Raw genomic sequence first — 23,742 nt, 5'->3', positions numbered from 1 at the left:
GTTCATGCTCCAGCGGTAAACAGGCGGCGCTCCAGCAGCGCCGAGCCGTGCGGGCGGTGCAGCGCCTTGGCGGCGGCCAGCACGGCCAGATCGACCAGCGGCTCGACCAGGATGACCAGCAAGTAGGCGCCGCCGAAAGACGCGATCTGCTGCAGGTTGTCCGCACCCACGCCGTGGCCGTACAGCGCCCAAAAGGCCACCCAGGCGATGATGCCGCCCTGGAAGGCCAGTGACAGCTTGAAGGTCTGGCCGTAGCTCAGGTCCACATAGCGCGTATGCGGGGCGATGATGCGCCGCGCCAGCGCCGCCGTGGCAAACAGCGGCGCCAGCAGCGTGGTCACGTTCATGCCGTACTGCGGCAGATCGGACGGGGCGAAGAACAGGCCTTGCACCAGCAGCCCGGCGGCCAGTCCGATGGCGGCGGCCGCCGGCCCGAACAGCAGCAGCAGCGTGCTGCCCAGGATCAGGTGGACTTCGGACACGCCCACCGGGTGGTGCGGCAGTACCTCGAAGGAGCCAAACACCAGCAGCGCCGCCAGCAGGCTGCGCCCTGCTGGCGCAGCGCGCGTGCGCCGGCAAAGGCCGTGGTGGCCAGCAGCGCGGCGGCGCTGGCATAGCTGAGAAGGATTTTTGCGCCGTCAACGACGCCGGGTTCGATGTGCATAGTCCAGTCCGTTTCGCCAGGATTGCAAGGCGGCACAGGCGCCGGGGATGGACTGAAAAGACGGGTGCTGCAGGCAGTGCGGGCAGGCGCTGGCAAGGGCAGCGCAGGCCGGACGGCGCAGGCCCGGCCCCGTCCCCGAAGCCCATGCCTTGAATGCTTCGGGCCGGTCTTCTGGCTCACCTTCGTCCTCGGCCACGCCTTCCCGCGCCCGTGGGGGCGCAGTGGCTGGATGTGGCGTCGTCAGGCTCACAGCAGCGGGGGCTGCGCCGGAATGGCCCTGATCTCCTGATCTGGCAGGGCGGCACCGGCTTCCCGTTTCACCGGCGCTGGCTGAAGTGGACATCAGCGCGGGCCGGCACCCGAAACGGTCGGCAGTATAGGCCGGGCTGGGCGCAGCGCCGGCAGCACTTCGCGGGCAAACAGGGTCATGCCGGCCAGGGCCTGGGCACGCGACAGCAGGCCGTTGGCATTGAAGACGCAGCGCAGCGCACCGATGCCGCTGGACTGGCCCAGTTGCATCAGCTGCTCGTGGCACTGCTCGGGCGTGCCCACGATCCATTGCTCGCGCAGGGCGCGTGCCGTGTCCAGCGGTGCGACGGCGTGTGCCGGCACGCCGCGGCGCCCGGCGAAATACACGCGCCGCTCATGCAGGCGCGGCCATAGTTCGTCGAGCAGGGCCTGGGCCTCGCTGCGGCGGCTGGCGATGCAGACATAGCGCGACAGCGACGAGCGCGCCAGTACCTGCTGGCCGGCAGCGGCATCGACCAACTGCCGCACCTGCGCCAGCTGCGCGGCCTCCGGCGGCTCCAGGCTGAGCAGCAGCGGCAGGCGCCGGGCCAGGGCAAACGCCAGGGTCTCGGCGGTGCTGCCGGCCACGTACAGCGGCACGGCGCGCGCTGCGTCCAGCAAGGTCGTGCAGCAGTGCTCGAAGCGCGTGCGCGTCTCCTCCTGGGCGATGCCCAGTTGCGCCAGCGTGGCGGCATCCGTGCCCCGGCCCAGGCCGGCGTCCAGGCGGCCATCGCTCTGGAAGTGCAGCTGCAGCAGCTCCTCGGCCAGCAGCAGCGGCTGGTGCAGGGGCGCCACCAGCGCCGAGATGCCCACGCGCAGCCGCTCGGTGCGCGCCAGCAGCGCAGCAGCCAGCAGCAGGGGCGAGGGGTAGGGGCCGCTGCCTTCCAGCAGCCGGAATTCATGGAACCACACACCGTCAAAGCCCAGCTGCTCGGCGGTGCAGAAAAAATCCAGCAGTTCGCGGTGCGGCCCCAGCGTGGCCTCGCGCGACCAGCCGGCCAGGTCGAAGCGCTGGAATCCGCGCGGGGGTTGAGGGGTCATGCCACGGCCTCGGGTTGGGTGAAAAACTGCTGCCCCTGCACCTGCAGGGCAGCGATGGGTGCGCCATAGGCCTGGGCCAGCAGCGCGGGGGTCAGCACTTCGGCGGGTGGGCCATGGGCCAGCAGCCGCCCCTGGCCCAGCAGCGCCAGGCGGTCGCAGTACCGCGCGGCTGCGTGCAAGTCGTGCAGCACGATGACCACGGCGCGCTCGCGCGCTGCCTCGTGCAGCAAGGCCATCAGACGGTGGTGGTGCGGTATGTCCAGGTGGGCGGCAGGCTCGTCGGCCAGCAGCAGTGCGGGGCTGTGCGCCAAGGCGCGCGCCAGTGCCACGCGCGCGCGCTCGCCGCCCGACAGGCTGGCCAGGCGCCGGCCCAGCAGGGGCTGCAGCTCGCAGCGCTGCAGCCAGGGGCCAGGGCGGGCGCCGGGGTGCAGATGCAGCGCCTCATGCACCGTCAGATCCCAGTGGCTGTGCCCGTCCTGCGCCACGTAGCCGACCTGGCGCGCCAGCTCGTGCGCCTTCCAGTGCTGCGGCGCGCGGCCCTGCACCAGCACGCGCCCGCAGTGCGGCGCCAGCAGCCCCAGTGCGGCACGCAGCAGGCTGGTCTTGCCGGCGCCGTTGGCGCCCACCAGCCCGAGCAGGCCACGCGCCGGCACCTGCAGATCCACCTGTTGCAGCAGCACCCGCCCGGCTACCGCCAGCGAGAGCTGTTCGAAGGCCAGGGCCGGCGCAGTGCTGCTCATGCCTTGGCGCGCAGCAGCAGGAACAGGAAAAATGGCCCGCCGATCAGCGCGGTGAGCAGGCCAATGGGGATTTCGCTGGGCGCCAGCGCCGCGCGCGCCACGGCGTCCACGGCCACCAGCAAAGCGCCCCCGGCTACGGCGCAGGCTGCGGCCAGGCGCGCGTGCAGCGGGCCCAGCCACCAGCGCAGCACGTGCGGCACGATCAGCCCGACAAAGCCGATCAGGCCGCCCCAGGCCACAGCCAGCGCTGTGGCCAGCGAGGCCAGCATGACGGCGCGTGCCGAGAAGGCTGCCGTGCGCACTCCCATGGCATGCGCCGTCTCCTCGCCCAGGCCCAGTGCGTCCAGCCCGGGCGCCAGGGCGCGCACCAGCAGCGCCAGCACGGCCAGCGCTGCCAGCAGCGCCAGTGCCTCGCCCCAGGCGGCGTTTTGCACGCCGCCCAGCTGCCAGGAGACGATGGCGCGCAGGTTGGTCGTCTCGTCGCCCCACAGCATCAGCATCAGGCTGCGCAGTGCCGAGAGGATGGCCGCCAGCGCCACGCCGGCCAGCAGCAGCCGCCCGCTTTGCCAGGCGCCCCCCAGGCGGGCCACCAGCAGCACCAGCCAGCCTGCGCCCCAGGCGCCGGCGAAGGCCAGCAGCGGCAGGCTCCAGCTGCTGGGCACTGCCGCCGGCAGCAGCAGCGCCACGGCAGCGCCCACGGCCGCACCGCTGGCGCTGCCCAACAGATAGGGCTCGGCCAGCGGATTGCGAAACACCCCCTGGAACACCAGCCCGGCCAGGGCCAGAAAGCCGCCCACGGCAAACGCCGTGGCCACGCGCGGCGCGCGCCAGACGCGCACCAGCTCGGCGGCGGCGTCGCCTGCCAGCCAGCGCCAGGGCGGCACGGTGGCGGCGCCCAGGCTCAGTGCGGCCACTGTCGCCAGCGCAGCCAGCGCCAGCAGCAGCGCCCAGGCGCGCGCCGCACCAGGCCGGGCGCGCTCGGGCCGGGCGGTCAAGCCCCACCTCCGGCAGCAGAGGGGTTTGGGGTGTCGGCAAAAAGCTCAGGATGCAGCGCCCGTGCATAGGCCTGCACCGCCTGCACCTGGCGCGGGCCGGGGATCAGCTTGTGGCCGCGTTCGAGCACCACCACGCGCCCGCTGCGCACGGCGCGCAGCCGGCTCCAGCCAGGGCGGCGGGCGATCAGCTCGGGATCCCTGGGCACCTGTTGCAGCGAGATGATGACCTGCGGGTCATGCAGGAAGATGGCTTCGGCGCTGACCTGCTGGGCGCCCTGCAGCGTGTCGGCAAAGACGTTGCGCCCGCCGGCCCAGCGCAGCGCATCGCTGGCGTAGTGACCGCGCCCCATGGTCTGGTAGGCGCCGCGCGCAGCGGCAGCGGTCTCCAGATAGACGCTGCGCACGGGGGCGCCGGCCACGCGCTGCGCCACCTCGGCCAGGGCCTGCTGCATGTGCTCCTGTTCGCGCCGGGCCGCGTCCTCGCAGCCGGTGGCCTGGCCCAGCAGTGCCAGGTTGCGTAGCACGGCGGGCAGATCCGGATGCGCCAGCACCAGGCTGGGCGTGCCGATGCGTGCAAAGGCATCGACCAGGTGCAGGGCCGACTGGTGCGCCGGCGTGAGCACCAGCAGGTCGGGCCGGTGGGCGGCGGCGGCCTCGACGGAGTAGCCCAGGGCGCCGCCGATGCGCGGCTTGGCCACGGCCTCGGGCGGCCAGCGCACCGTACCGCCGATGGCCGCCACGCGCTCGCCCAGGCCCAGCGCCCAGGCCAGTTCGACGTTGCTGGGAAAAACCACCAGCAGCCGCTCGGGCCGACGCTCGATGCGCACGCGCCGCCCCAGCGCGTCCACCACCTCGCGCGGGAACGCCCCCGCTGCGCCGGCGGCCCCGGCCTGCGCGGCGCAGCCTGCCAGCAGCATGTGTCCCAGCATGTCGCGGCGGTGCATCAGAAGCGGTAGCGTGCGCGGGCGAACCAGGTGCGCGGGGCGCCGGCGTTGCCCGCGTCCTGCGCCGACAGGTCGTCGCCGATGTAGTAGCGGTCGCTCAGGTTGTTCACCCCCGCCTGCAGCGTCCAGCGCGCTGTGGCGTCCCAGCTGGCGGCGACGTTGAGCAGCACATAGGCCGGCAGCTTCTGCGGATTGGCCGTGTTGTCGCGCAGGAAGCGCGAACCCACCGAATTGGCGCTGGCAGCCACCGTCCAGTCGCCCTCGCGCCAGGTCACGCCCAGGCCGGCGATGTGGTGGGCCGACATGCGCATACGCAGGCCGCCGTAATTGGCCGACGGCACGCCGGCGTTGGTGTAGGTCTGGAAGTCGCTCAGGCGCGCGTCCTGCCAGGTGTAGTGGGCCCAGCCGCTCCAGCGCGGCGAGAGCCGCCACTGCGCCTGCGCCTCCAGGCCGTGTACGCGCGAGGTGGCATTGGTCGAGATGAACGAGTCGGGGCCGTTGCGGTAGTAGCGCTGGCCGTCGATCTTGCGCGCCTCGAACACGCTGACCTGGTAGGCCCAGGACGCATCGAGCGCCCGGCCCTTGAGCCCGATCTCCCGGCTGCGCGTGCGCTCGGGACGCAGGATGTTGGGCATGACGATGCCGTCGCGCGTATTCAGCGCCACGGCCTGCGGGCGAAAGCCCTCAGTCCAGTTGGCAAACAGCACATGCTCGCCGGCTGCGCCGCGCAGCCACAGCCAGTCGGCGGCAATGCGCGGGCTGTTGCGGCTGGCGCTCTGGTAGGACTGCACGGACGTGTCCGAGCGTGCCAGGCGCTGCGTGAAGTGGTCGCGCCGCAGGCCCAGCGTCAGGCCGGCATCGCCCCATTCCAGGCGATCCTGCATGTAGATGCTGCGCACTTCCTGGTCAAAGCGCGAGCCGGTCACGCGGCCACGGATGCCGCGCGGGTCGTTGCCGATATTGCTCACCGGCGTGTCGTAGTCGGGGCCACGGTAGGTGGGCGCGTTGCTGAAGGCAGGCGAGGCCTGATCCTGCCAGCCGCGCTCCAGGTTCAGGCCGATCTGCAGCTCGTTGCTCCAGTGCTTGCCAGCCGACAGGTGGGCCAGCGACAGGTCATGGAACACGCCGCTGTCGTCGGTCTGCGTCTCGGAATAGCCTTTGCTGACGGCGGCCGGCGGCGGCACGATAGTGATGCCGCCGGCGAACAGCCGGTCGTAGCGCGTGATGCTGCTGAGGTGGCGCAGGCTCAGGCCCTGGCCCCACTCGATCCTGTTCTTCCACGACAGCGACTGGTAGTGTCCGGTCACGCGCGAGCCGTCGATGCCGTAGTTGTCGCGCCAGCCGATGCCGAACATGGGCCGGCCACCTTGCAGCGGCACGATGGAGCCGCGGTAGGCATTCACGTCGCTGTCGAAATACTGCGCGCCGGTGACCCACTGCGGGGTGAGCGCCCAGTCGCCCGAGAGCACCGCTGCCTGCTGGGTGCGCCCGGCGCCGCGCTGGAAGCCGTCCCAGTGGTTGCTGGCCAGGCCGACAAACAGATTGCCGCGCTCGAAGTCCCAGCGCTGGCGCAAGCTAGCGTCGGTGCGGCCGAAGCGGCCCAGCGTAGCCGTAGCCTCGCCGCCGGCCTGCTCGGGCTTGAGGAAGAACTGCACGACGCCGCCGATGGCGTTCTTGCCGTACAGCGCCGAGGCCGGGCCTTTGATGAATTCGATGCGATCGACCAGTTCGGGGGCAACCAGGGTCACGTCGGCGTTGCCCTGCAGCAGGCGCAGCGGCACGCCGTCGATCAGCACCAGCACGTCCTGCGTGTCGCGCAGGCCGCGCGTCTCGAAGCGTGTGTAGTAATTGCCCTGGGTGCCGTGCTGCAGGCCAGGCACGCTGCGCAGCTCGTCCTCCAGCGTGATGGCGCCGGCGGCGTCCATCTGCGCGCGCTCGACCACGGTGGCGGCAAAGGGCAGGCGCAGCGGGTCGGCCTCCAGGCGCGTGGCGGTGGAAATGCTCTGCTGGCTGGTGACCTGCACCGCCGGCAGTGCGCCCTGGGTGGGCGCTGCTGCTGCGCTGCCCGTCTGCGCGTTTGCTGCGCCCCACAGGCTGCAGCCGGCCAGCAGGCAGGCCCGCCAGGGGCGCACGAGGCTGGGCCGGCGGGATGGAAGGATGGATGGCATGGAACGCAACTCCCTGATCCGCTGGGTCTGCTCGCCCGCAGACCACGCTCGACTGTTGGAAAGGCGCCGAGGCAGGAATCAGGGGGCGGACGCTGCCGCGCGGGGCAGGGCGCGGCCAGGGGGCAGCGTGTGTCCGGCCCGCTGCTCGCCCGCAGCCGCCGCTACATGCTCACGCAGGCCGGTATCCGGGCTTGCGGACGGTGCGCTTGGCGCACCAGGCCTCGCGCCTTCCCGCGCCGCATGGCGCAGTGGCGGCCAGCCATGCCGAGGGCATGGCGGCGGGCGAGGCTTGGTTTCCGCTGACCGTTGCGGGGGCAGCGCAGGAATTGCGGCTTTGCTGCAGAAAATTCTTGCTGCAGGAGGCGCCGCGCACCTGCTTCCCGTTGAACCCTGCAGGCCGCAAGAGCGGCAGGCCGGGCACCTGGTGAGAGCGCCGCCGCCGGGTGGATGGAAAAGGCCCGGGCGGGCGGCGGGCGCGATTGTGGCACAGGGCGCCGGCAGCAGCGTTGCCTGCGCCTGCCGCTCTTTCGTCAGTCCTGCTGCTCCAGGAAGCGCTGCGCATCCAGCGCCGCCATGCAGCCCGTGCCGGCGCTGGTAATCGCCTGGCGGTAGGTGTAGTCCTGCACGTCGCCGGCAGCGAATACGCCGGGCACGCTGGTCTGGGTGGCAAAGCCCTGGTGCCCGCCCTGGGTGTTGATGTAGCCGCCTGCCATGTCCAGCTGGCCCTGGAAGATGTCGGTGTTGGGCGAGTGGCCGATGGCGATGAAGCAGCCCTGCAGCGGCAAGTCCTCGGTATGACCGTCCTCGGTACTCTTGACGCGCACGCCGGTGACGCCCGAGTCGTCGCCCAGCACCTCGTCGAGCGTGAAATGCGTCTTCAGCTCGATCTTGCCCTCGGCGACCTTCTCATGGAGCTTGTCGATCAGGATGGGCTCGGCGCGGAACTTGTCGCGCCGGTGGATCAACGTGACCTTGCGCGCGATGTTGGACAGGTACAGGGCTTCCTCCACGGCAGTGTTGCCGCCGCCGACCACGCAGACATCCTGCTCGCGGTAGAAAAAACCGTCGCAGGTGGCGCAGGCTGACACGCCCCGGCCCATGAAGGCCTCCTCGGACGGCAGGCCCAGGTACCTGGCCGAGGCGCCGGTGGCGATGATCAGCGCGTCGCAGGTGTACTGGCCCATGTCGCCGGTCAGGGTGAAGGGGCGCTGGCTCAGATCGACGGCGCTGATGTGGTCGAACACGATCTGCGTCTGGAAGCGCTCGGCGTGCTGCAGGAAGCGCTGCATCAGATCCGGCCCCTGCACGCCCAGCGGGTCGGCGGGCCAGTTGTCCACGTCGGTGGTGGTCATGAGTTGGCCGCCCTGGGCCATGCCGGTGACGAGCAAGGGTTTCAGGTTAGCGCGGGCGGCATAGACGGCGGCGGTGTAGCCGGCGGGGCCGGAGCCGAGGATCAGGACTTTGGCGTGCTGGGTGGGGGTGTTGGACATGGGGTTCGTCAAAGTGTCGGGGTTGGGCGGGCAAGAGTGCCGCAACGGTCGGTGAGGGCGCGGCGGGCGGCCCCGGCGCGGCGGGCGGCCCCGGCGCGGCGGCGGATCATTGTAGGGATGCCCCTGCGGCCCCTGTCCCGGCGCGGGTCATGGGGTAAGCTTGCGCGCTGGTTTTTCTGTATGACTTACTCCTTCAATACCCTGAACGGAGCGCCACCGCCCCAGAGTGCGCTGCGCAGTGGTGTGGCGCGCTTCAGCCACGAGCTGATCCTGGTGCTGGCGCTGCTGGCGCTGCTGGTCTGGCTGCTGGCGCTGCTCAGTTACTCCCCGAAGATGCGGCCTGGTCCACCACCGGCACCGGCGCTGCCACGGCCAACTGGCTGGGCCGGCTGGGCGCCTGGCTGGCCGATGGCAGCTACTTCCTGCTGGGCTTTTCCGCCTGGTGGGGCGTGGCGGCGGCCTTGCACGCCTGGCTGGCCTCACTGGCGCGCTGGATGCGCGGCGCCAGCTACGAAGGCCTGCTGTCGTGGCGCCAGCGCGGCGCCTTCTGGCTCGGCCTGGCGCTGCTGCTGTGCGCCAGCTGCGGGCTGGAGTGGTCCCGTCTGTACCGTTTCGAGCCAGCGCTGCCCGGCCATGCCGGCGGGATGTTGGGCTATCTGACAGGGCCGCTGGCGGTGCAGTGGCTAGGCTTCACCGGCTCGGGCCTGATCGGCGTGATGCTGGCGCTGCTGGGTGCGGCGCTGGTCTTCGGCTTTTCCTGGGGGCACCTGGCTGAGCGCCTGGGCCGGCGCATCGATGCCGTGGTGCTGGCCAGCCGGGCGCAGGGCGAGCGCGCGCGCGACGCTGCTGCTGGCCGGCGCGCGGCGCGCCAGCGCCAGGCTGCGCTGGGCGAGGAGCCGCGCCATGAGCCGGTGGTGGAGGCGCTGCGGCCTGGCTCGGCGCCGGCTCCGGAAGCGCCGCCAGCCGCCGCTGCCGTCCCCCAGCCGCCAGCCGCCGCTGCCGCCTTCAGCCCTGAGCCGCTGCAGTCGTCCACCCGCGCCGAGCCAGCCCCGGCAGCCGCAGCGACAGGTGCGCCTGCCGCGCGCGCCCAGCCAAGGCCGCCGGCTTCGGGTGGCCTGGGTGACGAGGCGGGCCTGCCCCAGGTCAGCCTGCTCGATCCGGTGCAGGCGCTGCAGGAAAGCGTCACGCCCGAGACGCTGGAGATGACCAGCCGCCTGATCGAGAAAAAGCTGCAGGATTTCGGCGTGGACGTGCAGGTGGTCGAGGCCATGCCCGGCCCGGTCATCACACGCTACGAGATCGAGCCGGCCACGGGCGTCAAGGGCGCGCAGATCGTGAACTTGGCCAAGGATCTGGCGCGCAGCCTGAGCCTGGTGTCCATCCGCGTGGTCGAGACCATTCCCGGCAAGACCACCATGGCGCTGGAGCTGCCCAATGCCCGGCGCCAGACCATCCGCCTGGCGGAAATCCTGGGGTCAACGGTCTATCACGACGCCAGAAGCCTGCTCACCGTGGGCCTGGGCAAGGACATCATCGGCCAGCCCGTGGTGGCAGACCTGGCCAGGATGCCGCATTGCCTGGTGGCCGGCACCACCGGCTCGGGCAAGTCGGTGGGCATCAACGCCATGATCCTGAGCCTGCTGTACAAGGCCGAGCCCAAGGACGTGCGCCTGCTGATGATCGACCCCAAGATGCTGGAGATGAGCGTCTATGAGGGCATCCCGCACCTGCTGGCCCCCGTGGTCACCGACATGAAGCAGGCCGCGCACGGCCTGAACTGGTGCGTGGCCGAGATGGAGCGGCGCTACAAGCTCATGAGCAAACTGGGCGTGCGCAACCTGGCCGGCTACAACGCGAAGATCGACGAGGCGGCGGCGCGCGAGGAGTTGGTGCCCAACCCCTTCAGCCTGAACCCCGAAGCGCCCGAACCCCTGGAGCGGCTGCCGCACATCGTGGTCATCATCGACGAGCTGGCCGACCTGATGATGGTCGTGGGCAAGAAGATCGAGGAGCTGATCGCCCGCTTGGCGCAGAAGGCGCGCGCTGCCGGCATCCACCTGATCCTGGCCACGCAGCGCCCCAGCGTGGATGTCATCACCGGCTTGATCAAGGCCAACATCCCGACGCGCATCGCGTTCTCCGTGGGTAGCAAGATCGACAGCCGCACCATCCTCGACCAGATGGGCGCCGAGGCCCTGCTGGGCATGGGCGACATGCTGTACATGGCCAGCGGCACCGGGCTGCCGCTGCGCGTACACGGTGCCTTCGTGTCCGACGAGGAAGTGCATCGGGTGGTCGAATACCTGAAGACACAAGGGGAGCCGGACTACATCGATGGTGTGCTGGAGGGCGCTAGCCTCGACGAGGAGGGCGCCAGCAGCGGCTTCGGCGGCCTGGACGGCGGCGGGGACGGCGAGAAAGACCCCATGTACGACCAGGCGGTGGAAGTGGTGCTCAAGGATCGCAAGGCCAGCATCTCCTACGTCCAGCGCAAGCTGCGCATCGGCTACAACCGCTCGGCGCGGCTGCTGGAGGACATGGAAAAGGCTGGCCTGGTCAGCGCCCTCACTTCCAACGGCCAGCGCGAAGTGCTGGTGCCGGCCCGCAGCGAATGAACCCCTGGACAGGACGCCCCTTGAAAAAAATTTTTGCTTCTCTCTTGATAGCTGGCTGCGCCCAGTGGGCCTGGGCTGACGGCCTGAAAAGCCTGGAAGACTTCATGAAGACCGCCAGGAGCGGCAGCGCCAGCTTCACCCAGACGGTGACTGCGCCGCCCCGTGACGGCCAGGCCGCGCGCAGCAAGACCAGCAGCGGCCAGTTCGACTTCCAGCGCCCCGGGCGCTTTCGCTTCGTCTATCAAAAGCCCTTCGAGCAGACCATCGTCGCCGATGGCCGGACGCTGTGGCTCTACGACGCCGATCTGAACCAGGTGACCCAGCGCGCGCAGGAGCAGGCGCTGGGCTCGACCCCGGCGGCGCTGGTCGCCTCGGCGCCCGACTTGGCGGCGCTGCGCGGCGACTTCACGCTGGAGTCGGCGCCGGACGAGGGCGGCCTGCAATGGGTGCTGGCCACGCCCAAGGCCTCGGGCAGTCAGCTCAGGAGCGTGCGCGTCGGCCTGGACGGCGCACGGCTGGCGGTGCTGGACATCGAGGATAGCTTCGGCCAGCACTCGGTCATCCGCTTTGCCGACATGCAGCTCAACCCGCAGTTGCCGACCGGCACCTTCAGCTTCAAGGTGCCTGCCGGCGCCGATGTGCTGCGGCAGTAGGCTGCAGGGATGCTATATTTCTAATAGCTGTCAACGCTTGCTGGGTAAGGGTTTCAGCCGTTTTTCATTGGAAATCATGCTGATTGGGCTGGCGGCGCGGCGTGCGCCGTGGTGACGAAGGCGTCGGAGAAGCAGAAGTTCTCGTCCAGGCCCTGGGCGACGAATTCCGGCACCGCCGTCTCCACCATGCGCACCGAGCCGCACAGATAGACCTCGTGGCCGCTCAGGTCGGGGTGATCGTGCAGCATGGCCTGGTGTACCAGGCCGGTGCGGCCCGTCCAGCCATCGCCGGGCTGGGCGTCCGACACCACCGGGATGACCTCGAAATTGCCGTGCTCGCGCTGCCATTGCCGGCACAGGTCGATCTGGTACAGATCCCCGGGCTGGCGCACGCCCCAGTACAGCCGCATGGGCCGCTGCACGCCGCGTGCGAAGGCGTCCTCGACGATGCTCTTGATGGGTGCAAAGCCCGTGGCGCCGGCGACGAACAGGATGGGCTGGCTGCCGTCGCGCAGCGTGAACTGGCCCAGCGGCCCCTCGAAGCGCAGCACGTCGCCCACCCGCATGGCCTCGAACACATGGGTGGTGAAGCGACCGCCCGGTACCAGGCGCACGTGCAGCTCGATGTCGTCGCTGGCCCCGGGCCGGTTGGCGAACGAGAAGGCGCGCCGCTGCCCGTCCTCCAGCAGGATGTTGATGTACTGGCCGGCCACGTAGGCCAGGCGCTGCCCCGGGGGCAATTGCAGCACCACGCGCATCACGTCGGGCGCCAGGCGCTGCAGCGCCGTGACCGTGGCTGTGTGGATCTGCTGCTGCCGGGCCTCGGCGCCGGTGAAGCCTGCGACCTCGATGGCCATGTCCCCCTTGGGCACGGCGCAGCACATCAGCGCCTTGCCGCTGGCCCGGTCGGCATCGGACAGGGCGCTTTTCTGGTAGGGCCGGTGCTCGAAGCTGCCTTGCTCGACCGTGCACAGGCACAGGCCGCAGGCGCCGTTGCGGCACTCGTAGGGCAGGGCCAGGCCGTGACGCAGGCCGGCGTCCAGGATGGTCTCGTCGGCGCGCACGGCAATGGTGCTGCGCGCACCTTGCGCGCCCTGCTCGCCCTGCACCAGCACCTGATGCTGCGGCGCAGCGCTGCGCCGCAGTTTCGGCGGCCACCACGGCAGCAGCGCCACCAGCACCGACGCCCCGACCACCAGCGCCCACACCCGCCCCAGCGGCCACTGGCTGAGCAGCGGGAACACGGCCATGTAGAACCAGTCCAGCTCGACGCTGGTGATGGCGTGCGCCAGATCGACCGGGCCGCCCTGGCTGTACACGGGCGCGACCAGCGCCAGCACCAGCAGGGACGCCAGCAGGCCGATGACGATGGGCTGCGGCGGCGTGGTGCGCGCCTTGGGCACGCGCTGCACGTGGATCCACATGACCATCAGCACCACCAGCGGTAGGCCCAGGTGCAGGAAGGACAGCAGCGTGAAAAAGCGCGCGCCCACGTGGTCGGTGTAGAGGAAGTTGCGCATCAGGCTGCCGCTGAACAGGGGCAGCCAGTCCAGCCATTCGAAGCTGGCCACGGTGACGTACTGCGCCAGTTGATCCCATGGCAGCATGTAGCCGTTGATGCCCGAGGCATAGACCATCCAGATCAGCAGCACGCCGGTGATCCAGGAGAACCAGCGAAAGCCGTGATAAAGATTGAAGGCGAAGTAGCGCAGCATGTGCAGCACCATGGTCAGCACCATGGCGTCCGAGGCGTAGCGGTGGATGCTGCGCAGGATGCCGCCCAGCCACCATTGGCGCGTGCTCAGTGCGACCACCGATGAGTAAGCCTCGGCCACGCCGGTCTCGAAGAACACGTACAGGTACAGCCCGCTCCCCCCGATGATCCAGAACAGGAAGAAGGTGATGGCGCCCAGGTGGTAGAACGGGTTGATGCGGTCGCCGAAGGCAGCGTTGAACAGGCCCTCGACGCGCAGGAACAGGGTCTGCAGGAGCTTTTGCAGCGCGCCTATCATGGCTGCCGCCCCGCTGCCGACGACCGGGCCTGCGGCTGCATGGCGCGCAGCGTGACCACCACGAACAGCAGGCCGCCGATGATGGCCACCAGCCCGCCCAGGCCCATCAGGCCCATACCAGCGATCTCGGCGGTGCTGCGCAGCACCTGCTCGGCGCCGGCCACCTTGCGCTGCACGCCATAGCCGCCTGACCAGACCAGGCCGATGATGTGCATCAGCTGGCCCAGGCCATAGACCCAGGGCTGCCAGGTCGCCATGCGGCCCTGCGCAGCCCGATAGCCCAGCGCCGGCAGCAGGCGATAGACGGCGCCCATCAGTGCCAGCGTCACGCCGACGATGCAGCCGTGGTAGTGCGCTGGGATGCGCACGTTGCTGCCATTGATGAAGATGCCGATCACGCCGCCCGAGGCAAACAGCAGCACCGAGGCCAGCAGCGCCGCGCGCAGCGGGCGCATGGCCGGGCTCAGGTTGCGCTGCAGCGCCATCGCCAGCACCACGGCCAGGCCCACCGGCAAGATGGCCGGCCCGCCGCCCAGGCGCATGGCCCAGGTCAGCAGGTTGCGGTGCTCGACCGAGGCCACATCGTGCGCCAGATAGGCCCAGGGCGTGACGAAGACGCCAGCCAGCGCCAGCGCCAGCAGCGCCAGCACCACGCGCGGCGTCAGCAAGATGGGTGCGCCGCAGCTGCTGGCCAGCCACAGCCAGGCCACCAGCATCAGGAGCGTCCAGGTGAACTGCAGGGCATGGCCGCCGCCCCAGAACAGGATTTCGTAATAGGCCTTGCCGTGCAGGCTGGTCGGCAGCACGGCCCACGACCAGGCGAAGCTCAGCAGTGCCACGGCGGTGGCAATGGCGGCGGCGCGCAGGCCGAAGTGCAGCGCCCCGCGCCCGGCCCACTGCAGGCCCAGGCGTGGCGCCGTCCACAGGTCGCGCAGCACCAGCAGGGCGGCGCCGGCGCCAAAGGCCACCAGCCCGGCCAGGAACAGCGGCGAGTCCAGCACCGGGATGTAGTTGGCCATGATGGGCGCGCCCGGCTGCACGAAGGGCGCCAGCGCCATGGCCAGCGTGCCCGCCCCGGTGATCCCCAGCGCCCAACGGCCCAGGCCTTGCGCGCGGGCTTCGCCGTGCAGGCTCCACAGCACGCCGGCCAGGGCGACGAACCACACCAGCACCGACAGATCGACATGCAGCACCAGCGCGACATGGAAGAAGTCTGCCGTCGGCAGCCACTGGTTGACCCAGGGCGTGCGCGCGGCTACCAGCAGGATGGAGAACACGCCCGAGCCGATCAGCGCCGCCAGGCCCAGCCACAGCCAGCCGCGTGCCAGCGGCAGCCGGTCATCCGCAGGCAGGTCGAGCTGGTAGCTGGCGCCAGGCCGGGCGGCGGGTGGGCAGGCGGCGGGGCGTGCGCGCACGCCGTTGGGGAAGGTGGTGCTGGTCATTGGAAAACGATGCCTCCCTTGTCCGCGTTGAAGTCGATCACCAGCACCTGCGCGGGCTGCAGGGTGATGGTGGCGTCGCGCTGATGCACGGGAGCGCCGGGCCTGGGGTCGTCCTGCAGGCGCACGGCGATGTGGTGTGTGCCGGCGGGCAGATCCAGGCGCCGGTAGAAAGTCGAGGCGCCATCGCGCGACAGGCCCGCCGGCAGGGCGGTGTGCTGCAGCACCTGCTGGCCGTCGATGTCCACCTCGATGTGGACGGGGGCGCGCTCGCGCTCGCACTGCGTGGCGCGGCGCATGTTGGGCGGCAGCCGGGCCAGCTCCTCGGCGCTGTAGCGGCGGCATTCGGCCAGGCGGGCGCCGTGGTGGGTGAAGCTGACCTTGACCTGTGCCTGATCCCCGGCCAGCGGGTGATAGACCGGCCAGCGCGAGAACACGCCCACGGCCAGGGCAAAACTGCCATACAGCAGCGCCTGACCCGTCCAGTTCAGTGCGCGGTTCATGCAGCGATCTCCTTGTGTCCTGGCTCCATGCCGGTGGGGCAGTGCTGGCGCAGGGTATGCAGCGCGGCGCGCAGGGTGTCCTCGTCGCCTTCGTCAGCCCAGACCACCTGCAGGCGTTGGCGCGGCACGCTGCGGCGCAACTGGGGTGGGCGCTGGCCGGCCAGGCGCTTGTCCGTCCACTGCTGGCCCAGGCGGAATTCGCAGCCGCCCACGCGGCAGCCGCTGACCAGCACGCCATCGGCACCGTGGCGCAAGGCGTATTCGATGAAGGACGGCGGCAGGGCGCCGGCGCACACCAGTGGCAGGTGCAGCACGTCGGGCTGCTGCCGATCGAGTTGCGCGCCCTGGGCGCAGGTCAGCGCCACATAGCGCGCCGGGCCGCTCATGGCCTGCAGGCCCTGGCGCAGCCGGGTGCGCAGTGCGTCCACCGGCCACTGTGGCAAGTCGATGCCGGTGACCAGGGTGTCCATGCCGCGAAACGGCGTGGACGAGGGGCAGGAGCCGGCGCAGATGCCGCAGCTGGCGCACAGGTCGGGATGCACCTGGGCCAACAGGGCGCCGGGCTTGCCGCTGGGGTGCGCCACCATGCTGATGGCGCCGTAGGGGCAGTCGTCCAGGCAGAGCGTGCAGCCGCTGCACTGCTCGGGCTGCACCACGGCTGCCGGCGCGCGCGTCGTGCTGCCTGGCCACAGGGGCAGCAGCGCCAGCAGGGCGAAGGCCAGCGCCACCAGCAGCCAGCCGACCTCGGGCGTGGTCGCCTGCACCAGCGGATGGATGAACAGCAGCCACCAGTCCAGCGCCAGCGCCGTGGGCTGGCTGGCCAGGTCGGCAGGCCCCTGGCTGTGTACCGGCGCGGCCAGGGACAGTGTCAGCAGCGTCGCCAGCGTCGTCCACAGCAGGCCGCGCGGCGGCAGAATGCGCACCAGGCTGAGGCGCTGGATGTGGAACCACAGTCCGAAGGCCAGCAGCAGCGGCACGCCGATGTGGATGAACAGGAACAGCGTGAACAGCCGGTCGCTCAGGCTGGTGCCGGCCAGGAAGTTGCGCGCCAGCGGGGCGCCGAAGCCGGGCAGGGCATCCAGCCATTCCGCCGTGGCCACGGCGGAGTACTGGCCCAGGCGATCCCAGTTCAGCCAGAAGCCGCCGATGGCGCTGACGAAGGCCAGGGCCACCAGCGGCACGCCCGTCCACCAGATGGCGCGGCGCCAGTGGCGAAAGCGCCCCAGCAGCGCCTCGCGGGCGATGTGCAGGGCCAGCACCAGCGCCAGGGCGTCGGCGCCATAGCGATGCAGGCCGCGCAGGGCATCGCCCAGCCGCCACGGCACGGCAGCCAGGGCGTCGATGGAGGCGTGGGCGCCGGCAGCCGAGGTGTCCAGCACGATGTACAGCACCACGCCACTGGACAGCAGCAACAGCATCAGCAGGACACCCAGGGCGCCCAGGTGCCTGAGCGGATTGCCGGCGGCGCCGGCCAGGCTGTCCAGGCCGTGCTCCAGCCGCCGCCAGATGGCTGCTGCGGCGCCGTGGTGGCTGGTCGGCCAGGGTGTCATGAGCGATGGGCGCGGCGCGTCAGGCGCTGCGCACCTCCTGGCGGCGGCGATTTCTGCGCGCCGTGCGCCATTCGTTGAGGAAGAACAGCACCATGGCCACGAAGAAGGTCACGCCGCCGGCGATCTGGATGGGCAGCGTGTAGTCCACCCGGTAGGCGCCGGTCTCGGGGTCGTACACCGTACACAGGATGCGCACCCGATCCACAACCTGGTTGAGCAGCGTGTCGGGCTGCAGCGGGGCGCCGGCCAACAGCATCTTGAGCGGCTCGCCGAGTTCCGCCGGCAGGGGCTGCTCGCCATAGATCTGGCGCACGATGCGCCCTTGCGCATCCAGCAAGGAGACCTGCAGCACATGGTCGAAGCCGGCGGGCGTGGCCTGGAACATGAAGCCGAAATTCTCGGCCAGCGCCGGCACGATGGCCGCCGGCGGGCTGAGGAATTCCCAGTTGGCTTCATGTATGCCGAATTGCGTGGCAAAGGCCTTGAGCGCCTGTGGCGAGTCCGCCGGCTGGTTGAAGCCGATGCTGACCACATTGAACTGGTTCGGCCCCACGGCGCGCTGCACGCCCTGCACCGTCTCCTGCAGCGAGCGCGTGGTGGTCGGGCAGATCTGGAAGCAGCCGGTGTAGATGAAACTGACCAGCAGCGGCTTGCCCCGGTAGGCGGCCAGCGAGATGGGCCGGCCTTCGCGGTCGAGCAGGATGTGCTCGCCCACCGTGCGCCCCAGCGCGGCCTGGCTGGCGCGCAGGGCGGCGTCCAGATCGAGGGCGGGCGGCGGATTGCCCTCGGCCCCGGCCAGCCCGGCGGTCAGCGCCAGTGCCAGCGCCGCCCGGCGGGCCAGCGTGGCCAGTGCTGCGGACGGGTGCTGCGCCGGACGGTGCGGCACTGGCGTGCAAGGCTGGGGCTGGAGCGTCATGGCCGGCCCCCTTCAGCGCAGCAATGCATCCAGGCTGGCCGCCATCAGCAGCAGGCTCAACTGGATCAGCGAGGCGAAGAAGGAGGCCATGGCCGTGGCGCGCTCGGGCCGGCGCGCCAGCGCCCAGGACTTGCGCACGAAGTGCAGGCCACCTGCCAGCGCCCCGATGCCATAGGCCACGCCGGCGCCATGGGCCAGCGGCGCCAGCGAGGCCAGGAACAGCAGCACGGTGCTGACCAGCACGACGCGCGCCGCACGCTGCGGCCCCAGCACCACGGGCAGCATGGGCACGCCGGCCTGGGCGTAGTCGGTGCTGTTGGCAATCGCCAGGCTCCAGAAGTGCGGCGGCGTCCACAGGAACAGCACCAGCGCCAGCAGCCAGGGCAGCGGCCCCAGGGCCGGATCGACCGCCGCCGCGCCGGCCAGCACGGCAAAGCTGCCGGCCAGACCGCCGATGACGATGTTCCAGGCCGTGCGTCGCTTGAGCCACAGGGTATAGACCACACCGTAGAAGAAGGCTCCCAGGAAGACGTGCAGCGCAGCCACGGCGTTGAGTGCCAGCCAGGCGCTGGCCACGGCCCCGCCCAGCAACGCAGCCATCAGCACCAGCCAGGCCGGATGGTGCGGCAGGGCGCCGGTGGCAAAGGCGCGCCGGCGCGTGCGCTGCATCAGCCGGTCGCTCTCGTGCTCGACATACTGGTTGAAGGCGCCGGCACTGGCCGAGGCCAGCAGCACCGACAGCGCCAGCACCAGCACCTGCCAGGCGCTGGGCGCCGGGCCGGGGGTGATGGCCATGCCCACCAGGGCCGTGAGCATGATCAGCACGCCGATGCGCAGCTTGAACAGCGAGATGACATCGCGTGCCAGTTGTGCCGTGGTGCGCGTGCCGGACGAAAGCGTTGCGGTGTTCATGGCGCCTCCTCCGGCTCAGCTCAGGCCCCACAACTGGCCCAGGTACTTCCAGTTGACGAAGTAGTACAGGATGAAGGACACCAGGAAGAACATGGCCAGCACGAAGGTGCCGGGGGCGACGAAGCCCGCCGAGCCATAGGTCTGCGCGGCGACCGTCGGTGCGGCACGCGGCACGGGGGTGAACTTCGGGCTGGGCTGGCCCGCATCGAGCCGGCGGCCCCACAGCAGCGAACCCACGGTGACGTAGATGTAGATGGCGCCGCCGGCAATCGCCGCCACGCCGCCTATGCCCACCAGGCCCATCATCAGGTAGGCCGCGCCGGGCCACTCATAGGCCAGGGCGTTGCCGTTGAAGGCCATGTCCCAGTGCCGGCGCGAGACGCCCAGCGTACCTGCACCCATCATGACCAGGCAGAAGAAGTACATCGAGAAGCCGAACAGGTAGGGCTGCAGGCGTGCCAGGCCGGGGGCGATCATCTCGCGCCTGAACAGCGACGGGATCAGGAAGTAGGTCAGCGCCATGAAGGTCAGCGTGGTGCCGACCACCACCGTGGCGTGGAAGTGCCCGGGCACGTAGATGGTGTTGTGGATCAGCAAGTTGAGCTGCTCGGTGCCCATCATCACGCCCGAGATGCCGCCCAGGAAGCCAAAGCCCACCAGCGCGATGAACACGCCCGAGAAGGTCGGGTTGCTCCAGGGCGCCTTGCGCAGCCACTCGAACAGGCCCTTGTTGTAGCCGCGTGCGCGCTGCGCCACCTCCATGGCGCCGGGGATGGACAGCGCGTGGATCATCGAGGCCAGCACGGCAAAGTACATGAAGTAGCTGGTGTTGACGATCTTCCACTCGGTGGACACGCCCGGGTCGGCCAGGATGTGGTGCGCGCTGGCCAGCTGCAGGAACAGGATGTAGAGCAGGAAGGCGCCGCGGCTGACACGCTCGGACATGGGCTTGGCGCCGAAGGCGATCGCCGCCACCGCATACCAGATGGAGATGTGCGCGGCCACGTTGATCTGCTGCGAAGAATGGCCGAAGGCCCACCACACGACGCGGTAGATCAGCGGGTCGACGCTCCCCAGCAACCCGATGGACACGAAGAAGGTCGGCACCAGGATGAATGCGCCCGACAGGATGGTGAACACCGCGATGATGGCCGCCGTCATGGCGCCGAAGGTCACCAGGGGGATGGAGCCTTCATAAGTCTTCTCGCGCCTGGCGACCACCAGGGTGCCGAAGAACACCCCGCAGGCGACCAGCGCGCCGACGGCGAACAGGATCAGGCTCAGGTAGAACGACCAGTGCGCCATCATGGGCACGTAGGAGGTCATCATCACGCTGGACTCGCCCTGGAACACGACGATGTTGTTCCACACCGCACCCACCAGCATCAGCGCAAAGCCGGCCCAGGCAATCTTCGGCGTGGCGATGCGGCAGCGCAGGAGCGTCGAGGAGGCGAAGTACAGCACCGCGACCTCGAAGAAGATGATCCAGAAGATCAGCATGTCGATGCCATGTGCGGTGAGCACCATGTAGAAGGTGTCGGCGGCCAGCCAATGCACGGCCGGCCAGCGCGTGAGCACCACGCCGATGGCCAGGATGCCGCCGACCAGCAGCGCCACGACGGCCATGAAGGCGTTGGCGATCATGAGTTTTTCCGCCTGGGCCTCGAATTGCAGGCCGGTGCGCGGGCAGGTGCGGTAAGTGGTTGCGGTGGTCATGGCGTCCCCCTCACTTCACGTAGATGCGGCCCACCATCTCGTGGTGGCCGATGCCGCAGTACTCGTTGCACACGACGGAAAAGGTGCCGCTCTCGTTGGGCGTGACCTTGATGACGTGCTCGTAGCCCGGCACGACCTGGATGTTGATGTTGGTGGGCAGCAGCGAGAAGCCGTGGTTGTAGTCCATGGCCGACAGGTGCAGCTTGTAGGTCTTGCCTTTTTCCAGCTCCAGGATGGGCCACCAGCTCCACAGCCGGCCGAGCATGTACACGTCTGCTCCCTCGGGCGGCGCAACGACGGGGATCTGCTGCTCGGTCTCGGTGCGCACCGTCCACTTGGCGGCGGCGGCCTGGGCCTGTTCGGCGAACTTGGCCGGTGTGGTCTTGTAGGTTTCGGTAGCCAGGTTCTGCTTACCGTAGACGTGCCACAGCGTCATCATGAAGAACATCACCATGCACCAGATGAAGGAGATGGCGATCCAGACAGCTTCGAGGCGATCCAGCGGGTGCTTCCACCACAGCCGCTCCGACGGCGGGAGTATTGCGCTCATGGCGAACCTCCCTCACTTGGCCAGTGGAATGGTCAGGATGTCGATGACGCCCCACAGGTTGTACACAACCATGGGGATCATCACACCCAGGAACAGCAACAGGAACGGGCTGTCCAGCAGCTGCTGCATGAGTGGAACCTTCTCGTTCTCATCGTCGTGGTGGCTCATGGTTGTCTCCTCGGTAAACCTTTGTGAACCTCTGCGTACCTTTCGGTAACAGAAATTCTTGAGCTATCCACTCGGATAAAACTTGAGGAAAGTCAAAGTTTCATGGTAGTCATTTGCAGTGAAAACCCCGTGGAAAATTTTGATGCCGATCAATCGCCGCTTGTCGGCTCCTGTTCCAGACCCTGCGCCAGCGCCTGGGCCACGCGCGCGCGCAGCAGCGGCAGGCACTCGGCCTCGAACCACGGGTGGTGCTTGAGCCAGCCGTTGTTGCGCGGGCTGGGGTGGGGCAGGGCGATGACGCGGCTGCCGGGCTGGATGCTGGCACGCACCGTCTCCGCCAGTGGCCGGCCCCGGCTGGCGGGCAGGTGCCAGCCGATGGCGTACTGGCCCACGGCCACCGTCAGCGCGATGTGCGGCAGCAGCGCCAGCAGCGGCGCGCGCCAGGTCGGCGCGCATTCGGGGCGCGGCGGTGCATCGCCCGAAGCCCCCTTGCCGGGGTAGCAAAAGCCCATGGGCACGATGGCCACACGCGTCTCGTCATAGAACACCTCGCGCGGCAGCCGCAGCCAGTCGCGCAGGCGCTCGCCGCTGGCATCGTCAAACGGCACGCCCGAGGCGTGTACCTTGCGCCCCGGTGCCTGGCTGGCGATCAGCAGGTGTGCGCCGCTGCCCGCCTGCAGCACCGGGCGCGGCCCCAGCGGCAGATGCGGTGCGCACAAGGTACAGGCGCGCACGCGCGGCAAAAACTCGTGCAGCGGCAGGGGTTGGGCCGCCGGGGAGGGGATGATTTTCTTGCTGGGCATGGCGAAGGGCGGGTGCATGGGGCCGGGGTGGCCGCCACATCATAGAAAGACGACGTGGAAAGACGCCCTGCGCGCACCTGCTGCGCGGCGGCAAGTCGCTACGATGGCCGCTGCCCTTGCCGAGCCACCATGAAACCTTCCGACCAGACCGCAACTCACCAACCCCTGGCCGAGCGCCTGCGCCCGCGCACGCTGGCCGAGGTCATCGGCCAGCAGCACATCCTGGGGCCGGGCAAGCCGCTGCGCCTGGCGTTCGAGTCGGGCCGACCGCATAGCTGCATCCTGTGGGGGCCACCCGGCGTGGGCAAGACGACCATCGCCCGGCTGATGGCACGCGCCTTCGATGCCCAGTTCATCACCATCAGTGCCGTGCTGGGTGGCGTCAAGGACATCCGCGAGGCCGTGCAACAGGCCGAGGGCGCCCTGCACGGCCTGGCGCCGCAGCGCACCATCGTCTTCGTCGATGAGGTACACCGCTTCAACAAAAGCCAGCAGGACGCCTTCCTGCCGCACGTGGAAAGCGGCCTGTTCACCTTCGTCGGCGCGACTACCGAGAACCCGTCCTTCGAGGTCAACTCGGCCCTGTTGTCGCGCGCCGTGGTCTATGTGCTGCAGCCGCTCGATACTGATGATTTGAAGCAAATTGTGGCACGAGCCCAAGCCAGTCAAGCGCTGCCAGCTATGAAAAAAGAAGCGTTGGAGCGCCTGATCGCCTACGCCGATGGCGATGCGCGGCGCCTGCTCAACACGCTGGAGACGCTGGCTATCACCGCCGCCCAGGCCGGCATCGAGCGCATCGATGACGCCTGGCTGCTGTCGGTGCTGGGCCAGCAGATGCGCCGCTATGACAAGGGCGGCGAGCAGTTCTACGACACCATCAGCGCGCTGCACAAGTCGGTGCGCGGCTCTGACCCCGACGCCGCGCTGTACTGGCTGGTGCGGATGCTCGACGGCGGCGCCGATCCGCGCTACCTGGCGCGGCGCATCGTGCGCATGGCCTGGGAGGACATCGGCCTGGCCGATCCGCGCGCCATGCAGATCACCAATGACGCCGCCCAGACCTACGAGCGCCTGGGCAGCCCCGAGGGCGAGTTGGCGCTGGCCCAGGCCGTGCTCTACCTGGCCGTGGCGCCCAAGAGCAACGCCGGCTATGCCGCTTACAACAAGGCGCGCGCCTTCGTCAAGGGCGACGCCACGCGGCCCGTTCCGCTGCACCTGCGCAACGCGCCCACGCAGCTCATGAAGCAGCTCGACTATGGCCGTGGCTACCGCTACGCGCACGACGAGGAGGGCGGCTTTGCCGCCGGCGCCAGCTACCTGCCCGACGGCATGGCGCCGCCGGGCTTTTATCAGCCCGTGCCGCGCGGGCTGGAGATTCGCATCGGCGAAAAGCTGCAGGAGCTGCGCGCGCGCAACGCTGCAGCACAGACTGCCGACCAACCCTGAGCGGGTTGTCCCGCAAAGGGAAAACCCCGCCCTTGGGGCAGTCCGGCAGACGCGAAAGCCGTGACAGAATTTCGCACCGAAACCCGCTCAGCACCGATCTGGCGGGTTTTTTTGTAGGAGGCAGGTGGC

General features: G+C 69.7%; 19 protein-coding genes, 1 pseudogene and 2 riboswitches. Of the genes and pseudogenes, 3 read left to right on the top strand and 17 right to left on the bottom strand.

From position 1 onward, the window contains the following. Positions 1-2: 2 nt before the first annotated feature. The 7 genes and pseudogenes from IDM45_RS08530 to trxB all read right to left on the bottom strand — a co-directional run bounded on the left by IDM45_RS08530 (position 3) and on the right by trxB (position 8,330). A pseudogene (locus IDM45_RS08530) lies at positions 3-664 on the bottom strand (energy-coupling factor ABC transporter permease). A gap of 144 nt (positions 665-808) precedes the next feature. Continuing rightward, positions 809-1,042, bottom strand: a riboswitch (cobalamin riboswitch). Then, a complete protein-coding gene (locus tag IDM45_RS08525) occupies positions 1,007-1,993 on the bottom strand; it encodes an LLM class flavin-dependent oxidoreductase (RefSeq protein WP_209422455.1) in 987 nt (328 codons plus the stop codon). Its footprint overlaps the riboswitch before it by 36 nt. After that, on the bottom strand, positions 1,990-2,733 hold the full coding sequence (locus IDM45_RS08520; protein WP_209422454.1) for an ABC transporter ATP-binding protein: 744 nt from the start codon (positions 2,731-2,733) through the stop codon (positions 1,990-1,992). The genes IDM45_RS08525 and IDM45_RS08520 overlap by 4 nt, the downstream gene beginning before the upstream one ends. Continuing rightward, a complete protein-coding gene (locus IDM45_RS08515) occupies positions 2,730-3,728 on the bottom strand; it encodes a FecCD family ABC transporter permease (protein WP_232654130.1) in 999 nt (332 codons plus the stop codon). The genes IDM45_RS08520 and IDM45_RS08515 overlap by 4 nt, the downstream gene beginning before the upstream one ends. Next, positions 3,725-4,672: an ABC transporter substrate-binding protein gene (locus IDM45_RS08510; protein ID WP_209422453.1), complete on the bottom strand. Its 948-nt coding sequence runs from the start codon at positions 4,670-4,672 to the stop codon at positions 3,725-3,727. The genes IDM45_RS08515 and IDM45_RS08510 overlap by 4 nt, the downstream gene beginning before the upstream one ends. Further along, complete coding sequence (locus IDM45_RS08505; RefSeq protein WP_209422452.1) at positions 4,672-6,840, bottom strand: TonB-dependent siderophore receptor; 2,169 nt, start codon at positions 6,838-6,840, stop codon at positions 4,672-4,674. The genes IDM45_RS08510 and IDM45_RS08505 overlap by 1 nt, the downstream gene beginning before the upstream one ends. A gap of 160 nt (positions 6,841-7,000) precedes the next feature. Beyond that, a riboswitch (cobalamin riboswitch) is annotated at positions 7,001-7,280 on the bottom strand. 90 nt (positions 7,281-7,370) lie between these two features. Further along, positions 7,371-8,330 (bottom strand): thioredoxin-disulfide reductase, encoded by a 960-nt coding sequence (gene trxB / locus IDM45_RS08500; RefSeq protein ID WP_209422451.1) that lies wholly within the window; start codon positions 8,328-8,330, stop codon positions 7,371-7,373. Positions 8,331-8,497: 167 nt separating this feature from the next. On the opposite strand from trxB, the gene IDM45_RS08495 reads away from it, so the two are divergent. Then, complete coding sequence (locus tag IDM45_RS08495; RefSeq protein WP_325169004.1) at positions 8,498-10,945, top strand: DNA translocase FtsK; 2,448 nt, start codon at positions 8,498-8,500, stop codon at positions 10,943-10,945. A gap of 20 nt (positions 10,946-10,965) precedes the next feature. Beyond that, positions 10,966-11,598 (top strand): outer membrane lipoprotein chaperone LolA, encoded by a 633-nt coding sequence (lolA, locus tag IDM45_RS08490; RefSeq protein ID WP_209422450.1) that lies wholly within the window; start codon positions 10,966-10,968, stop codon positions 11,596-11,598. A 74-nt stretch (positions 11,599-11,672) separates the two neighbouring features. On the opposite strand, the gene IDM45_RS08485 is transcribed toward lolA, so the two are convergent. From IDM45_RS08485 to IDM45_RS08440, 10 genes are all read right to left on the bottom strand, one after another. Continuing rightward, the gene (locus tag IDM45_RS08485) at positions 11,673-13,610 is read right to left on the bottom strand and encodes an FAD-binding oxidoreductase (RefSeq protein ID WP_209422449.1); all 1,938 of its coding nucleotides are present in this window, start codon (positions 13,608-13,610) and stop codon (positions 11,673-11,675) included. Then, a complete protein-coding gene (locus IDM45_RS08480) occupies positions 13,607-15,052 on the bottom strand; it encodes a cbb3-type cytochrome c oxidase subunit I (RefSeq protein ID WP_209422448.1) in 1,446 nt (481 codons plus the stop codon). The genes IDM45_RS08485 and IDM45_RS08480 overlap by 4 nt, the downstream gene beginning before the upstream one ends. Then, entirely contained in the window at positions 15,049-15,552 is a 504-nt protein-coding gene (locus tag IDM45_RS08475) for a hypothetical protein (protein ID WP_209422447.1), read from the bottom strand. The genes IDM45_RS08480 and IDM45_RS08475 overlap by 4 nt, the downstream gene beginning before the upstream one ends. Continuing rightward, positions 15,549-17,102 carry a hydrogenase iron-sulfur subunit gene (locus tag IDM45_RS08470; RefSeq protein ID WP_209422446.1) on the bottom strand — a complete coding sequence of 518 codons (1,554 nt, stop codon included), beginning with the start codon at positions 17,100-17,102 and terminating at the stop codon, positions 15,549-15,551. The genes IDM45_RS08475 and IDM45_RS08470 overlap by 4 nt, the downstream gene beginning before the upstream one ends. 19 nt (positions 17,103-17,121) lie before the next feature. Next, a complete protein-coding gene (locus IDM45_RS08465) occupies positions 17,122-18,018 on the bottom strand; it encodes an SCO family protein (protein WP_209422445.1) in 897 nt (298 codons plus the stop codon). Between the two features lie 12 nt (positions 18,019-18,030). Continuing rightward, positions 18,031-18,930, bottom strand: a complete 900-nt coding sequence (cyoE, locus tag IDM45_RS08460) for a heme o synthase (protein ID WP_209422444.1) — start codon at positions 18,928-18,930, stop codon at positions 18,031-18,033. Between the two features lie 15 nt (positions 18,931-18,945). After that, positions 18,946-20,646, bottom strand: a complete 1,701-nt coding sequence (locus tag IDM45_RS08455) for a cbb3-type cytochrome c oxidase subunit I (protein WP_209422443.1) — start codon at positions 20,644-20,646, stop codon at positions 18,946-18,948. Between the two features lie 10 nt (positions 20,647-20,656). Continuing rightward, complete coding sequence (locus tag IDM45_RS08450; RefSeq protein ID WP_209422442.1) at positions 20,657-21,196, bottom strand: cupredoxin domain-containing protein; 540 nt, start codon at positions 21,194-21,196, stop codon at positions 20,657-20,659. A 12-nt stretch (positions 21,197-21,208) separates the two neighbouring features. Next, a complete protein-coding gene (locus tag IDM45_RS08445) occupies positions 21,209-21,364 on the bottom strand; it encodes a hypothetical protein (protein WP_209422441.1) in 156 nt (51 codons plus the stop codon). A 149-nt stretch (positions 21,365-21,513) separates the two neighbouring features. Continuing rightward, entirely contained in the window at positions 21,514-22,167 is a 654-nt protein-coding gene (locus IDM45_RS08440; RefSeq protein ID WP_232654134.1) for a uracil-DNA glycosylase family protein, read from the bottom strand. Positions 22,168-22,296: 129 nt separating this feature from the next. On the opposite strand from IDM45_RS08440, the gene IDM45_RS08435 reads away from it, so the two are divergent. Continuing rightward, positions 22,297-23,613: a replication-associated recombination protein A gene (locus tag IDM45_RS08435; protein WP_209422439.1), complete on the top strand. Its 1,317-nt coding sequence runs from the start codon at positions 22,297-22,299 to the stop codon at positions 23,611-23,613. The last annotated feature ends 129 nt before the right edge of the window (positions 23,614-23,742 follow it).

The organism is Melaminivora jejuensis (genome assembly GCF_017811175.1).
Classification (GTDB): domain Bacteria; phylum Pseudomonadota; class Gammaproteobacteria; order Burkholderiales; family Burkholderiaceae_C; genus Melaminivora; species Melaminivora jejuensis.
This window is presented reverse-complemented; position numbering and strand designations above follow the sequence as displayed.

What these genes read in the sequence shown, in the direction of transcription:
- IDM45_RS08520 (WP_209422454.1), bottom strand. Translation starts at nt 2,733, where the DNA reads ATGAGCAGCACTGCGCCGGCCCTGGCCTTCGAACAGCTCTCGCTGGCG.
- IDM45_RS08525 (WP_209422455.1), bottom strand. Translation starts at nt 1,993, where the DNA reads ATGACCCCTCAACCCCCGCGCGGATTCCAGCGCTTCGACCTGGCCGGC.
- IDM45_RS08470 (WP_209422446.1), bottom strand. Translation starts at nt 17,102, where the DNA reads ATGACACCCTGGCCGACCAGCCACCACGGCGCCGCAGCAGCCATCTGG.
- IDM45_RS08480 (WP_209422448.1), bottom strand. Translation starts at nt 15,052, where the DNA reads ATGACCAGCACCACCTTCCCCAACGGCGTGCGCGCACGCCCCGCCGCC.
- IDM45_RS08435 (WP_209422439.1), top strand. Translation starts at nt 22,297, where the DNA reads ATGAAACCTTCCGACCAGACCGCAACTCACCAACCCCTGGCCGAGCGC.
- IDM45_RS08450 (WP_209422442.1), bottom strand. Translation starts at nt 21,196, where the DNA reads ATGAGCGCAATACTCCCGCCGTCGGAGCGGCTGTGGTGGAAGCACCCG.
- IDM45_RS08455 (WP_209422443.1), bottom strand. Translation starts at nt 20,646, where the DNA reads ATGACCACCGCAACCACTTACCGCACCTGCCCGCGCACCGGCCTGCAA.
- IDM45_RS08485 (WP_209422449.1), bottom strand. Translation starts at nt 13,610, where the DNA reads ATGATAGGCGCGCTGCAAAAGCTCCTGCAGACCCTGTTCCTGCGCGTC.
- IDM45_RS08445 (WP_209422441.1), bottom strand. Translation starts at nt 21,364, where the DNA reads ATGAGCCACCACGACGATGAGAACGAGAAGGTTCCACTCATGCAGCAG.
- IDM45_RS08475 (WP_209422447.1), bottom strand. Translation starts at nt 15,552, where the DNA reads ATGAACCGCGCACTGAACTGGACGGGTCAGGCGCTGCTGTATGGCAGT.
- trxB (WP_209422451.1), bottom strand. Translation starts at nt 8,330, where the DNA reads ATGTCCAACACCCCCACCCAGCACGCCAAAGTCCTGATCCTCGGCTCC.
- IDM45_RS08510 (WP_209422453.1), bottom strand. Translation starts at nt 4,672, where the DNA reads ATGCACCGCCGCGACATGCTGGGACACATGCTGCTGGCAGGCTGCGCC.
- IDM45_RS08505 (WP_209422452.1), bottom strand. Translation starts at nt 6,840, where the DNA reads ATGCCATCCATCCTTCCATCCCGCCGGCCCAGCCTCGTGCGCCCCTGG.
- IDM45_RS08440 (WP_232654134.1), bottom strand. Translation starts at nt 22,167, where the DNA reads ATGCCCAGCAAGAAAATCATCCCCTCCCCGGCGGCCCAACCCCTGCCG.
- cyoE (WP_209422444.1), bottom strand. Translation starts at nt 18,930, where the DNA reads ATGAACACCGCAACGCTTTCGTCCGGCACGCGCACCACGGCACAACTG.
- IDM45_RS08465 (WP_209422445.1), bottom strand. Translation starts at nt 18,018, where the DNA reads ATGACGCTCCAGCCCCAGCCTTGCACGCCAGTGCCGCACCGTCCGGCG.